At 50.1% G+C, this 14,302-nt stretch carries 12 protein-coding genes; 6 read left to right on the forward strand and 6 right to left on the reverse strand.

Going from position 1 to position 14,302, the window contains the following annotated elements; translation table 11 throughout:
- Window positions 1-18: 18 nt before the first annotated feature.
- From ACR9YC_RS01815 to crtY, 4 genes are all read right to left on the reverse strand, one after another.
- The gene (locus ACR9YC_RS01815) at window positions 19-966 is read right to left on the reverse strand and encodes a phytoene/squalene synthase family protein (protein ID WP_438729124.1); all 948 of its coding nucleotides are present in this window, start codon (window positions 964-966) and stop codon (window positions 19-21) included.
- A 108-nt stretch (window positions 967-1,074) separates the two neighbouring features.
- Window positions 1,075-1,656, reverse strand: coding sequence for a TIGR00730 family Rossman fold protein (locus tag ACR9YC_RS01820; RefSeq protein WP_438729126.1), 582 nt, complete (start codon window positions 1,654-1,656; stop codon window positions 1,075-1,077).
- A complete protein-coding gene (locus tag ACR9YC_RS01825) occupies window positions 1,653-3,134 on the reverse strand; it encodes a phytoene desaturase (RefSeq protein ID WP_438729128.1) in 1,482 nt (493 codons plus the stop codon). Before ACR9YC_RS01825 ends, ACR9YC_RS01820 begins: the two co-directional genes overlap by 4 nt.
- Window positions 3,135-3,171: 37 nt before the next feature.
- Window positions 3,172-4,374 (reverse strand): lycopene beta-cyclase CrtY, encoded by a 1,203-nt coding sequence (gene crtY / locus ACR9YC_RS01830; RefSeq protein WP_438729130.1) that lies wholly within the window; start codon window positions 4,372-4,374, stop codon window positions 3,172-3,174.
- A gap of 345 nt (window positions 4,375-4,719) precedes the next feature.
- Between crtY and ACR9YC_RS01835 the strand changes: the two genes are divergently transcribed.
- From ACR9YC_RS01835 to ACR9YC_RS01850, 4 genes are all read left to right on the forward strand, one after another.
- Window positions 4,720-5,046 carry a hypothetical protein gene (locus tag ACR9YC_RS01835; RefSeq protein ID WP_438729132.1) on the forward strand — a complete coding sequence of 109 codons (327 nt, stop codon included), beginning with the start codon at window positions 4,720-4,722 and terminating at the stop codon, window positions 5,044-5,046.
- Window positions 5,047-5,222: 176 nt separating this feature from the next.
- Window positions 5,223-7,019 (forward strand): tetratricopeptide repeat protein, encoded by a 1,797-nt coding sequence (locus ACR9YC_RS01840; RefSeq protein ID WP_438729134.1) that lies wholly within the window; start codon window positions 5,223-5,225, stop codon window positions 7,017-7,019.
- Window positions 7,020-7,045: 26 nt separating this feature from the next.
- Window positions 7,046-7,810 (forward strand): sterol desaturase family protein, encoded by a 765-nt coding sequence (locus tag ACR9YC_RS01845; RefSeq protein WP_438729136.1) that lies wholly within the window; start codon window positions 7,046-7,048, stop codon window positions 7,808-7,810.
- 48 nt (window positions 7,811-7,858) lie between these two features.
- Entirely contained in the window at window positions 7,859-8,281 is a 423-nt protein-coding gene (locus tag ACR9YC_RS01850; protein ID WP_438729138.1) for a DUF2141 domain-containing protein, read from the forward strand.
- Window positions 8,282-8,324: 43 nt separating this feature from the next.
- On the opposite strand, the gene ACR9YC_RS01855 is transcribed toward ACR9YC_RS01850, so the two are convergent.
- Window positions 8,325-9,353, reverse strand: coding sequence for a hypothetical protein (locus tag ACR9YC_RS01855; protein ID WP_438729140.1), 1,029 nt, complete (start codon window positions 9,351-9,353; stop codon window positions 8,325-8,327).
- A 159-nt stretch (window positions 9,354-9,512) separates the two neighbouring features.
- Between ACR9YC_RS01855 and ACR9YC_RS01860 the strand changes: the two genes are divergently transcribed.
- Window positions 9,513-10,499, forward strand: a complete 987-nt coding sequence (locus tag ACR9YC_RS01860; protein WP_438729142.1) for a MipA/OmpV family protein — start codon at window positions 9,513-9,515, stop codon at window positions 10,497-10,499.
- Window positions 10,500-10,616: 117 nt separating this feature from the next.
- Window positions 10,617-11,870 carry a DUF917 domain-containing protein gene (locus ACR9YC_RS01865; RefSeq protein WP_438729144.1) on the forward strand — a complete coding sequence of 418 codons (1,254 nt, stop codon included), beginning with the start codon at window positions 10,617-10,619 and terminating at the stop codon, window positions 11,868-11,870.
- A 76-nt stretch (window positions 11,871-11,946) separates the two neighbouring features.
- Here ACR9YC_RS01865 and ACR9YC_RS01870 read toward each other — a convergent pair whose 3' ends face one another.
- Window positions 11,947-14,298 (reverse strand): EAL domain-containing protein, encoded by a 2,352-nt coding sequence (locus ACR9YC_RS01870; protein ID WP_438729146.1) that lies wholly within the window; start codon window positions 14,296-14,298, stop codon window positions 11,947-11,949.
- Window positions 14,299-14,302 lie beyond the last annotated feature (4 nt).

Below are 14,302 nucleotides of genomic sequence, written 5' to 3' on the forward strand. Positions count from 1 at the left end.
GAGCCTATTTAAGCGAGCCTATTCAGCGCCTATTTTACGGGGACGTGTCCACAATCCATCGCGGCCAATATCTTCAGGCGGATTGATCGATTGCAGCCCGCTCCTGACGACCCATCCCAATTTTGAGCGTTTGCGGGTAAAGGTCCGGTGGTCCCAAGCATTGGCACCGCGATCGCGGACTTTGCGTGCAATATCGCCATAAATCCCTGCCGCTGCCAACACCGCCCAGCGTGCCCGAAAAGGCAGGAGCACCGCGCCAGTGCGGGCTGATGCTTCATAGGCTTCTGACCGGTCTGCCAATCGCTTGGCGAGCCGCGCGAGCTGATCCCGATAATGCGGTTTCATATGCTGTCCTGGGGGAATGTCCATCTGTGCCAGCCATTCTATGGGCAGGTAACAGCGGCCAACGCTATCATCTTCGCTAATATCACGCGCAATATTGGCCAGTTGAAAGGCAAGACCCAAATCGCATGCCCGGTCCAGCGTTGTCTCATCATCAGGCGCAACGCCCATCACGATAGCCATCATACAGCCCACAGCCCCAGCAACATGATAGCAATATTGGTAGAGATCATCTTCACTGCGGGGCCGCCATTCGGCAGCATCAAGAGCAAAGCCTTCTATCACATCATCGGCAAAGCGGCGCGGGATATTACACTCGCTAACAACCAGCGCCAGACAATCAAAAGCACGTTCATCGCAAAGCTGACCAGCATAGGCTTTGTCTGTCTGCGTGCGGATATAATCCAGCCGCGCCGCAGCATCGTCAATATTGGTCATGCCATGGCCCAGATCCTGCCCATCGGCTAGATCATCGCATTTGCGGCACCATGCATAAAGCAACCAGGCCCGTTCACGGGTTTGCTGGTCGAACAATTTGCTGGCCAGAGAGAAAGATTTTGAGCCTTTGCCGATAGCGCGTGAGGCATAGGCCACAAGGGCAGAGCGATCCGTAGCATGATCCATATTATGATCTGACGGGCGGTCTATCTGGCTTAACTGATTCACCCTGTGACACTAGCCGTTCGCGCGGCTCTTGTCGAAAAAGCTTTTTGTAGGCTCACAGATTTCTGCTCACAAGTCTTCTGCTTTCATGGAGAAAATCGTCTCTATCGGCTTAGAGCTTCCCATTTTATCGAGCAGTGCATCAATATTATCAGCGACCAGCATGATATCCTTATGCTGGCTGCGGACAAAGCCGGTCTGGGCCATATGCTGGTAAAACTCGATCAGCTTGTCATAATATCTAGCAATGTTGAGCACACCCACCGGCTTGTCATGATAGCCCAATTGCGCCCAGCTAATCGCTTCCCATAGCTCATCCATAGTGCCGACACCGCCGGGCAGGTTGATAAAGCCGTCGGAAAGATCAGTGAAGAGTTTTTTGCGCTCATGCATGCCCGGCACGATATGCAGTTCGGTGCAGCCGGTATGGGCCACTTCGGCGTTGCGCAGCGCTTCAGGAATGACCCCGATCACTTTTCCGCCAGCCGCCAAAGCGCTGTCCGCAACCGCCCCCATAAGGCCCAGCCTGCCGCCGCCATAAACAACAGTGATCCCGCGTTCAGCCAGCGTCTCGCCGACACGCTGTGCCGCCTTGATATAGACTGGATCAGACGGCGTAGCCGAACCACAATATACGGCTAGTGCTTTCAAAGCATATCCTCGATCATCAGCTCTGCTGTGGCTTTTGCACTGCCGACAACGCCTGGAATACCCGCTCCGGGGTGCGTGCCTGCACCAACAAAATACAGATTGCCGATCACGTCATCACGGTTATGCGTGCGGAACCATGCACTTTGCGTCAGAACAGGCTCTAAACTAAACGCGCTGCCCAGATGGGCGTTCAGATCCTGGCCAAAATCTTTCGGCGTATAGTGGAAGCTGGTGACCAGACGGTCATGAATATCGGGTACCAGACGCTCGCCAATTTCATCCAGAATGCGCTTGGCAAATTTCGGACCCATGTCATCCCAATCAATCGGCAGTTTGCCCAAATGAGCAACTGGCGCGAGCACATAAAAAGTACTGTGCCCTTCAGGTGCCATGCTGGGGTCGGTCACTGTCGGGTGGTGCAGATAGAGCGAGAAGTCCTTAGGCAAGACGCCATTGGAATAAATATCGTCTAGCAAGCCTTTATAGCGCGGGCCGAACAAGATCATATGATGCGGAATGCCCGGCCATGTGCCTTTCAGGCCAAAATGCAGCACGAACAATGATGGAGAGAATTTCTTGCGCATCAAGGCTTTGGTCTGGCGTTTGCCGCGCGCATTATCGCTCAGCAGATCGCGATAGCTGTGCACCACATCGGCATTGCTGGCTACGGCATCAAAATGCTGTTCGCCAAATTCTTTGGTCACAATGCCAGTCACTTTGTCGCCGCGGCTGGCAATGCGCTCAACCGGCGTGGAAAGATGCACCTTGCCGCCAATCCGCTCAAAATGGGTAACCATGCCAGCAATAAGACGGTTGGTGCCGCCTTTTGCAAACCATACGCCGCCATCTTTTTCCAACTTGTGGATCAGGGCGTAAACGCTGCTGGTTTTCATCGGGTTGCCGCCAACAAGCAGAGTGTGGAAGGATAGGGCTTCGCGCAGCTTCTCACTTTTCACATAAGAGGAGACGATCGAATAAACCGAACGCCAAGCCTGATATTTCATGAGCGACGGCGCGGCCTTAATCATGCTGGCAAAATCCAGAAACGCCTTGGTGCCGAGTTTTAGATACCCCTCATCATGCACGCCTTTAGAGAATTCCAGAAACTTGTCATAGCCTTCCAAATCTTCAACATTCAGCTTGGCAATTTCTGCGCGCAGGCTTTCTTCATCATTGGAATAATCAAAATTCGTGCCATCCGGCCAATTCAGCCGATAAAATGGCATAACGGGGACCAGATCAACATCTTCGCTAATGTCATGGCCGGTCAGTTCCCAAAGCTGTTTCAGACAGGGCGGGTCGGTGATTACGGTTGGGCCGGCATCAAATGTGAAGCCATCTTTCTCCCAATAATAGGCCCTGCCACCTGGCTTATCCCGACTTTCAAAAATTGTGGTGTTTATGCCTGCTGATTGCAATCTTATCGCCAGTGCCAGACCGCCGAAACCTGACCCGATAACCGCTGCTGTTTTTGTCATATTATCCCGTTTCACCCTGCATCGCCCGGAATAGGGCTTAGCTGCGTTTAAATAACGCCTGCATAGCGGACTTTATGGGGATAGGTGGCTTACCAATCAAGATGCGTAATTTATCGCGCCAATTTGATTGGCCAGCGTAAAAGCGTCCCAGCAAGGGCGCGGGCAGCCGATAAAAGTGCTGAAAGATGCTATAGCGGTCATCCGGCGGCGTCGCGCGAAACAGCATTTTGCTGAGCATGCGGTAATAGGAACCACTGCGCCAATGCTGCTCAGCATAGTGTTTGCTTGCCTCTGCCAGTCTTTCACCATCCAGCCGCGGCAATGATGCAACATAAAGCGCAAAGCGCACGGCATCGGGCAGGGAATAGCTGGTTAGCCCGTGGAAAAGGCCGGAGCGTCCGCCAGCGCGCGCAGTATTGCCCGGCTGAGCCTCCCAGAATTTTTTGAAATCGCCATCAATGGTAACAGGCAACAAACCTGTCTCTTCGCGCACAACACGTTCGACTTTCCAGCCTTGTTCATCGGCATATTGGGCGATGCGTTGACGCAATATACGTGGGTCCAGATCGGGCGTATCGCTATAATATGTGTCCTCGACAAAAACCTCTGTCGGTGAAAAGGGCAGACAATAGACGAAGCGATAGCCGTCTTTTTGGTCCACCGTTGCGTCCATGATGATAGGCCGAGTCAGGCCATGCGGCTCTGAGCATTGCAAAGACTGGCCGCAAAATTTTTGCCAGCCACATTCCAGCCCAGTAATATTTTTTATGCCGCGCGCATCGATTACGCCCTTGGCAGATATGATAGTGCCATCTCGCAGCGCGACAGAATCCGGAACGACAGCCTTTACCGGGGCATTGTTCATGCGCTGGTCTTCGCGCAAATCCTCGCGGATGATCTGGTCAAACCGCTCTGAAGTAATGCTGTAATAGCGCTCATCCAAATGGCGTTGCCGTTCGGGGAAAATAACATCATAGCCGCGCCAGCCATAAGCGATTAAAGGCGCGATCAACCATCCTGCCTCTTGCGGAATATCGCTGGCGAAGAAAGACCATATATGGTCACCGCCAAAAACATCCTGCTCCTCAATCAACAGAATTTTCACATCAGGGCGCAATTTTGAAACGGCTAGCGCAATCATGCCGCCAGCCAGCCCGCCACCAACAATAGCCAGATCGCAATCCGGCTCTTGCGCGTCTTGTGTGCCATCTAGTGGCAAACTGTGTTGGGTGGTCGTCATGGTCTCGCTCGCATATGCGCAACAGCGCATATATGGCAAGGGGAAAGGCTGTTTTCCTGAGCAAGAAAGCACCTTTTGACAAGGTCAGCCCGTAGATATGGCAACAGAGAAGTTGGTTGCTGAGCACAGGCAAAAAATAAATAAAATTATTTGTCGAGTCCGTACAATAATAAAATTTTGTAATTCACTATCTAATAATCACAATCGAAAAGTGTGATTCGAAAAACAAAAACCGATAAATCGCTTTTCTAAAAACTATATAATTTAAGAATATTGTATCTGTATTTACAGAACCCTTTGTGTTGCGCTTTGTTTAAGTAAATTTATTATAGGATGGATTATATTATGATTTCATGTTCAAAAATTACCGTTGTCAATAAAGGCGGCTATGTTTTTAATTTCTCGGTTCAATGGCTGGGCAGTGATGGCAAATGGCAAACAACTGAGTGGAATAGCGGGAATTACCCTGTCTTGCAGAGCTGCACGACGCCGGAGCTGAGCGAGATTGGCGTTCCTGCCGATGCTCTGGCGGTCACGCCTTATGGCCATGCCGTATTGGGCACCAGCGGCCAGGGTGAAGCATTTGTGACCTATGCGCCAAATACAGGTGAAGCCACCTATCACGCCGTGGGCACCACCTTTATCGGCTTTGCTGTCGAATTGCAGGAGTAAACCCTCTCCCAAGTCGGCGCGCGGCAAAGTCTGCGCGCCGATTTTGCCGTTCTGCTCTGGCAACAATGGGCCGCACTTTGAAAAACCTGCGCCCCTGCAAACAATATTTCCGCGCGACAATTGCAATATAGGCAAATTGATTTAGGCTGGTTTCTTCGGGAATGAGGGGTATTTCCATGAAACATAGCAATTGGCTTGTCATGGCTATTATGGCAGCGGCTGTAATATTCGCCGCGTTTACAGTCTGGCCACAACATGATGCGCCGCCGCCAACAGTGGTGGAAACGCGCTATGTGCCCAGCGACAGTATCAGCAAAGATGCCTTTGAAGAACAGCGCTACCGCGCCGACATAGCTGAAATTAAAACGGCCACGCTAGAGGCGCAGCGCGATTGGTATGCTTTGATAGTAGCCATTTTAGGTGTATTGGTAACAGTTCTCTTGCTGTATTTCGCAGTTAAATTTGGCAAGCAAGCCGTTGAAGAAGCAAAGCATGAAGCGCGCTTTGCTCTGAAGCAAAGTAAAGAGCAATTACAGACTTTGATCGCGCGGGCAGATGCAGCCGCTTCGCAGATTGAGGATCAGCGCGATAAGGTCGACGAATGGACCAAAAACTTATTAAACAACGATCAAAATCTTACAGAAAAAGCCAAAAAATCCCTCAAACACGCTGTTGAAGAAGCCTTGGCAAAACCAAAAACCAAAAGAACAGCCGCAGATTATCGCGCGCTTATCTTTCAGGCTAATGCCGATAAGGATTGGCCCAAAATGCTGGAGCGGGCTACCGTCATGGCGCATATGTTTGAAGGCGAGTGTAAAGATGAAGATATGGCCTTTGGTCTGTTTGCTAAAGCCGTTGCGCAGGCCAATCAGCAGCCGCCGGACATAGCAGGCGCGATAGCGAGTTATGATGAGGTGGTGAGACGCTATGGGGCGAATGATAATCCTGCGATGCAGGAACTAGTAGCGAAAACACTGGTCAACAAGGGAGTTGCGCAGGGCAATCAGCAGCCGCCGGACATAGCGGGCGCGATAGTGAGTTATGACGAGGTGGTGAGACGTTATGGAGAAAGCGATAATCCTGCGCTGCAGAAGCAGGTGGCGGGTGCACTGTTTAACAAAGGTAATGCGCAGGGCAATCAACAGCCGCCGGACATAGCGGGCGCGATAGCCAGCTATGAAGAGGTGGTGAGACGCTATGGAGAGGGCGATAATCCTGCGCTTCAAGAACAGGTGGCGAAAGCACTGGTCAACAAGGGAGTTGCGCAGCGCAACCAGCAGCCGCCGGATATAGCAGGCGCTATAGCTAGCTATGATGAGGTGGTGAGACGTTATGGAGAAAGCGATAATTTTGCGATGCAGGAACTGGTAGCGAGCGCACTGGTTAACAAGGGAGTTGCGCAGCGCAACCAGCAGCCGCCGGATATAGCGGGCGAGATAGCCAGCTATGATGAGATGGTGAGGCGCTATGGAGAAAGCGATAATCCTGCGCTTCAAGAAGAGGTGGCGATAGCACTGGTTAACAAGGGAGTTGCCCAGCACAATCAGCATCCGCCGTATATAGCAGGCGCGATAGCGAGCTGTGATGAAGTGGTTAGGCGGTATGGCGAGAGCGATAATCCTGCGCTTCAGGAACAGGTGGCGATAGCACTGGTTAACAAGGGAGTTTCGCAGCACAATCAGCAGCCGTTAGACATAGCGGGTGCGATAGCTAGCTACGATGACGTGGTGAGACGTTATGGAGCGAGTGATAATCCCGTGTTGCGGGAATTGGTAGCTGACGCATTGTTTAACAAAGCATGCGCTTATGCGTTGCAAGGTACGGTTACCAAAACAATCGAGGCCCTGAACGCCTATGCTGAACGGCTAGGCCATTTGGATTGCGACCAAATCGCAAATGATCGCGATTTTGATAAAGTGCGTGAAAGGCCCAGTTTCCAGAAATTTTTACGCGATCATGATTGTCAAAGCTGAGCGGATTCGCCTACAGACTAAGCATAATGCTGCTAACCATCATCTTAACCGCGATCACCATGACAGTGATTGTTGCTGTGCGCTATCTGGCGGTCAGCGGCATTTTTGCGTGGATTACGCAGCGGGTTAAGCCGGGTCATTATGATGGCCAGTCTGCGCAGATCGGGCGGGAAATCCGCTGGTCGCTTTATTCTACCGCCATTTATGGCGTGCCCACTGGCGTGCTGGCCTGGGGCTATACCAACCATGGCTGGACAATGGTATATGCCGATGCCTCTGCCTATCCGCTTTGGTATATGCCGGTTTCTGTGCTGCTCTATCTGGCGCTGCATGACACGTGGTTTTATTGGACGCATCGATGGATGCACCGGCCCAAATGGTTCCGCATTGCCCATGCCGTGCATCATGACAGCAAACCGCCCACCGCCTGGGCCGCGATGAGCTTTCATCCGGTTGAGGCGCTAACCGGCACTGTGGTTATTCCCGCCTTGGTGCTGACTATCCCCATTCATACCACCATGTTGGGGCTGGTGCTGTTCATCATGACGTTGATGGCGGTGACCAACCATATGGGCTGGGAGATATTTCCGCGCTGGCTGGTTCATGGACCATTAGGGAAGTGGCTGATAACGGCTACACATCATCATCGGCACCATAAGGAATATCGCTGCAATTACGGGCTATATTTTCGGTTTTGGGATCGTATATGCGGAACCGATAAGGGTTTGACGAATTGGGAAGATAGGGCATTTCCAGGGGCGACTGAAAAAACCGGTATTCCGGCTGAGTAGGGGCTAAGGAAAGGCGCGATATATTACGGGATAAGGGGCAAGACAGTTATGCGCATTTTATTGTTGGTACCGGCTATGTTTTTACTCGCTGGTGCTACGCCGACATGCGATATTGTTATTTCGGTCGAAAAATTGCGGTCTACCAAGGGTGTGTTGCAGATATGCCTTACCGCGCAAGAGAAGCATTTCCCTGATTGCGAAAATGACCCCAATGCCCGGCGTATGACTGTGAAAGCCAATTCGGCCATGGCGCGTTTCACCAATTTGCCAGCTGGCAATTATGCCGCGGCCATTGTCCATGACGAAAATGCGAATGACCGGCTGGATAAATTTATCGGTATCCCGAAAGAAGGCATTGGCTTCTCGCGCAACCCAAAATTCAGCTTTGGCCCGCCAAAATTCCGCAATGCAGTTTTCGCGGCGCAGAGCGGCGAAAACCGAGAGACGGTGCGGCTAAAATATTATTTGTAATGGGTTTTGGCTAACAGGACATATTGGAACGCGCTAGCTTATACTAACCTTCATCATCAAAGGAAATTGCTACGGGTCCGTCAGTTTCTGCTTCATTGTCCTGATTGGACTTATCAGCTTGGTCATTTTCCGTTTCTGGGCCGTTAATCTGTTCACGGACATAACGCGCAACCCGGCGGCTTTGCGTCCAAGCGTCCTGCGTATTTTTTCGGATTCTATAAAGACCAAAAGCAGTCAGCCTATCAAATTCAGACATGCGCTTAGGCAGAAGCAAAGGGTCTAGCCCGCTAAACAGGTTAAGGAGCGAATTTTCTGGATAGCTGCTTTGATGTTTATCGTTAAAATCAACGATTAGATGTAGCAGCGCAAAATCAGATAGCTGCGCTAAAGACATATTGTTTGTTTTACGTAAATCCATAACTATGAAAGCGCTTTCAATCGCCGTTATAGCGGGTGTCTCAATTCTGCCCCCATCTGATGTTGGGTTACCAAGCGATGTAATTTCACTCTCTGGTATATTAGATGCTTGGCGCAATACGCTTGCGCTATCTCTAACGGGTTCACCATTGGGCAAATTCAGCGCAGTGGAATGCCACGAATAAAACGATCTTGGTTTCTGCGTTAAAAGGCGCCTTTTTCTAGGGGTAAGTGAGTTAAACCAAGATGTGCGTTTCTTACGCAATTGCTGCATATATTCTTCGGCATCCGTGGTAAAAATAATAAGCGCGTTTGGCTCACAATTTGCGGGTGAATCGAGCCCAAGTTCAATCGCACTTTCTTTGATAGTGCGTAAGATAGTCGCTTTATACTGTTCAGGTAAACCAGAGACGTGTGGGCAAAAAGGCCCTTCAAATCGGGCTAATTGGCCTTCATTACTGTCTAAAATGCGGGGCAATTGTTTTTCCGGCCTTATTCTGGCACCATCAACAACAATTTCGTCAGATGCCTCCTTCTCAGCGGCTTTTTCGTTTTCAGCCGAATTTTGAGCCTGTGTTGCGAAAGGAGTTGCGATGAATATTAGGAACAGGCAGGCCTTCCATTTTCCAAGCATAATCTTGAAATTTCTTACCAATATGACCTCCTAATATAATCCACTGTTATAATATCATAACACAACATTGCTTAAACCTGAATATGATTGCGCCACATTTGGAATGTTATTTTATGTGATCCATTGATTCAGCACAAATCCTACTTATTTTAACAGCAAATAATATATAGGATTAAACCTGTGAAATTTTCATCCCTTTTTTGTACAGCACTTTTTTTAGCATTTTCTTCATTTGCTGCGCAGCCTAGCTGTGCCTTAGTTAGGGATAAGGATCGGATTGACCTCTCTGGAAATGGTCAAGCTGCGCTTTTCACCTCAGACAATGAACAGCAAAATCAGGAAACGCCGGAAGGGCAGCTTACGCCTGAAGAGTTTGCGCAATTGGCCGCTTTGGCAAATTCAGTTTTCGCGCGTGACAATATCACCATTGGTGCTGGTTTGGGCCTGATACCGACTTATGAAGGCTCTGATAATTATACATTATTTCCTGCGCCGCAAGTGCGCGGCAGCGTTGGCGGCATTCAATTCTCAACACCGGGCGGCCCCGGTCTCGCGCTCGATCTGGTGAAAGATCAACCGCTATCTGGCACCGAAATTATTGCCGGGCCCTTGGTGCGCATCAATTTGAACCGTGTCATCCAAAGCCAGATTAACGACCCCGTTGTCGAGGCACTAGGCGATTTGGATGCGGCGGTAGAAATTGGTGGGCAATTTGGCGTGCGGCTTAACGGCATCACAACCAAATTTGATAATCTGACCTTTCAAACCAATATTGCTTATGATGTCGCTGGCGCGCATTCCGGTTTTATCATCACCCCTTCTATTAGCTATTCTCGGCCGATTGATAATTTCGTTATCGTCTCGCTCACTGCGTCTGCCGATTGGGTCGATGGCAATTATGCTGATTTCTATTATGGCGTGGATGCTGCTGGCGCTCTAGCCAGTGGTCTGCCTGAATTTGATGGCAGAAGCGGTTTTAAATCAGTGTCACTGACTGGTTTTGCAGGCTTTGATTTGAGCGGGAATGCTCTTGATGGTGGTTTTGCGATTTTCGTACTCGGCGGCTATTCGCGCCTGCGTGAAAGTGCTGCAGCGACACCAATCACGTCCATTCGCGGCGATGCCAATCAGTTCATCGGAGCTCTGGGGTTGGGCTATACTTTTTAACATATTGTTTAACTGCCAAAATTATAGCCGCCTTTGCACTTTACTGTAATGCGTGATGGCATCTATTGCATTATGCCCCCTTTCTTTCCATCATGACGCAAAGCAAAGGGGGCTATCATGCTGGCAAGACGACATTTTATGGCAGGCGCAGTGGCGATTGGCGGGCTTGGCGCGCTCGCATCCTGCAAACGGGTTGATGATGCCGGCGGGCAAAGCAATGGCGCAGCCGCTAAAGAATCGCGCAGCAATGATCGCGGGAGCTTGTTGACAGCGCAAATGCTGGAAGATGCGCTGGTCGGCAGCAGCTATCTAGGGTGCGGGGGCGGCGGCAGTCTCAAGCTTGCGCGCGAACTTATTGCGGGTGATTTGGAGGCGGGACAGGTTTTCCGCTTGCTCAGCATCAGCGAGCTGGAGGATGATGAACGCGTATCCAGCCCCTATTCGCTGGCATCACTTGCACCGCCTGGCGAAGAGATTTTGGCCAAGTTAGAAGCGATTGAAAAGCCAGTAAAAGTGCCAACATTTGCCGCTTTTAGTCTGCTGGAAAAACATCTTGATACGCAATTCGCTGCGGTCATATTGGGGGAAATTGGACCACTTAGTATGGCCGAAGGCCTGTCAACCGCGGCGCGATTGGGTGTCCCTGCGCTTGATGCAGACACTGTGGGGCGCGCAACACCAGAGATTAACCAGCACTCGGTGCGTGTCGCTGGCCACCCGCTCACCCCAGCTGCGGGCGTAACACCCTTTGGCGATGAAGTGGTTTTAACTGGTCTGCAAGACCCGTCGCGTGAGGAAGATTTGTTCCGTGCGTTAGCTGTTGTCAGCCGAGAAATTGGCGTTGCTGATGCACCGATCACGGGCAAAATTGCCAAATCAGATGGCGCTTTGGTGAAGGATAGCTTCACCTTGGCGCGCAAAATTGGTGAAGCGGTGCGTCTGGCGCAAACATCTGGAGCTGATCCGATAGAGGCAGCGCGCGCGCAAAATGCCGGATATCATCTGTTTCGCGGCAATGTGATGCGTTTTGATTGGGAAGATAAGGACGGCTTTCTGGTTGGTGATTTGCTGCTCAGCGGCGTGGGTGAATTTACCGGTCAGGAAATGCTGGTTGATTATAAAAATGAGCATCTGGTCGCACGGCGCGATGGTAAGGTGGTGGCGACGTGCCCAGACCTTATTACGGTGGTGGATACGCAGACCTATGAAGGCATTAACAACCCCGATTTCACAGTGGGACAAGAGGTCGCCGTGCTCGGCTATAAATGCGATCCATTATGGCGCAAACCAGCCGGGCTGGATGTATTTGCGCCGCGCTATTTTGGTTATGATGTTGATTATGTGCCGATTGAGAAACGGCTAAGCACATAAGGTTTTTAGAATAAACCTGTCTCAGGTGATAATATGAGTATGATTATTGGGCTCTTGAAAAGCCTTGTCACCAGCGTCATTGCGCCGTTGATCTGATAGATTCTTCATCCTTTTGTCCCCCGCCATTGCCGGTCAGTTTTTTGGGTTCAAATTTGTGAACATGGGGTAGTTTTGCGGTGGGTATATCCACCGTCTTCGGACGCAAATTGGTGAATTCTTTGGAACGTTCAGGATGCGCAAACAAATAGCCTTGCGCTTGGGTACAGCCCTCTGAACGCAGAGTTTCGAGTTGGGCATGCTGCTCGACACCCTCAGCGGTTGTTTCCATACCCAGACTGGTTGCCAGTCCGGTTACGGCCCGCACAATAGCCTTGCAATCATCATTCTCATTAATGTCGCTGATGAAGCTGCGATCAATCTTGATTTTGTCAAAGGGGAAGGACCGTAAATAATTGAGCGAACTATAGCCGGTTCCAAAATCATCCAATGCTATTCGCACACCAAATTTGCGCAGACTGTGTAGTATAGCCAAATTGGTCTCGCTATTGTTCAAAAAGACATTTTCAGTAATCTCAAGTTCAAGCCGCGCAGGGTCTATATCTGCGTGCGCAATAGCGCCGATAATGCACGAGATAAGATTGGGACTCAGCATTTGAGCGGGGGACAGATTAACTGATACACAGATATGCTCTGGCCAGTTTGCAATTTCATCACACACATTGCGAATTACCCACTCGCCAATGGGCACAATCAAACCTGTTTCTTCGGCAAGTGGGATGAACTCATCAGGCTTAATCAGACCATGTTCAGGATGGGTCCAGCGGATCAATGCTTCGTAAGCGACTGAATCCCCCGTCGCAATATCGATCAATGGCTGATAAAATATCTCAAACTGGTTTTCAGCCAATGCAACACGCAAAGCTATTTCCATGTTCAACCGTTCTTCTGCGGCTTTATCCATGCCTTCTTCAAATTCTGCAAGGCGATCACGGCCCGCTGCTTTTGCAGCATAAAGCGCAAGGTCGGCGCGTTTCATCATATCGGTTGAATCGGTGTCACGCCCTTCGGAATATGCGATGCCCAAGCTGGCCGATGTTACGACTTGTAAGCCTTCAATCTGTGCCGGTTCTCTCAGGACCTCAATGATATCGGTACAAACTGTATGGGTACGTTGCTGAAGATTTTGCCCTCTCAGCAGAATAGCAAATTCGTCGCCGCCAAGCCGAGCGACCATATCATCTTCAAGCAGACATTTTTCGAGACGTCTGGCAGCAACACATAATAATTTGTCGCCAACAGTATGGCCCAGTGAATCATTGACGGATTTGAAGCGATCAAGATCAAGATAGATTACAGCCAATTGCTCGTCTTCGTGCAAACGGTTCAGATGATGCTGCAATGTGTCGTTAAAAAGGAAGCGGTTGGCCAGATCGGTCAATCCGTCATAATGGGCCATATAGCTCACGCGCGCTTCTGCGCGTTTCTGCGCTGTAACATCCGATGCTACACCGCGCATGCCGCCATTTTCCATCGGCTGAGCGCTGAGTGTCCACCAATGCGGTGAACCATCGACAGTCATTTGTAATGTCAGATTACGAAAGCCATGATGGTCGCGAATATGATCTTGCAACTGCTTCCGTTCAGGGCTGTCCTTGAACAGATCGACAATAGGATATTGGTTTAACAGGCTCTCATTAAGGCCAGAGGCTTCTGTAAATCGGTGTGATGCGCCTTGCACGTTGCCATCCTCATCAACTTGCCAGAGCCAATCTGATGTTTGTGCTTCAAAGTCGTTGAGCAATAATTTTACAGTAGCAGCAGACTCGCGTACATTTTCTTGAGCTTTTATTCTTTGAATGAACCGTGTTTCACGATCCAAAGAGCCTTTGACCAAAAGCAGATAGTAGCAAAAAAGCAGTAAACTAGCTGAGATTATCGGAACTTCTGGTGTATTCCAAAGCATGATGATGCAGGCGAGGGCGAGTGGCGAGAGAAAGCAAATCGATGCACGGGCCAATGAGGTATATATAGTGACCGATGCACCCATCATTCCACTGCCAAGCAATACGGCCAGCCAAAGCCCGGCCTGACCGCCATATGCTGGCAATAACAAGATTCCTACGCCCCAAACGCTGCCGTTAAAAAAAGCTATCCATTCGATGTAGCTTTTGCGCATGTTCCAACCTTGCGCGTTTTTGCTGATAGCGTCTGATTTGCGGATGAGAATGATACGCATAGCCGCACCAATAAGAACAGCAATCATCCAGAATATAAATGGCGCTTGAAGTGAGGTAGGTAATAATGCAACGAAAGCGACGACTGCGTTGAACACACCGGCAATAGAAGCGTTCATTGCATATCGGAAATTTTCCAATACGCGGTGACTCACTTCTTCACGATCAGGTGCGATGCGTTCTAAGTCCGCCATTATA

This window comes from Parasphingorhabdus sp. DH2-15, assembly GCF_051668705.1.
Classification (GTDB): Bacteria; Pseudomonadota; Alphaproteobacteria; order Sphingomonadales; family Sphingomonadaceae; genus Alterisphingorhabdus.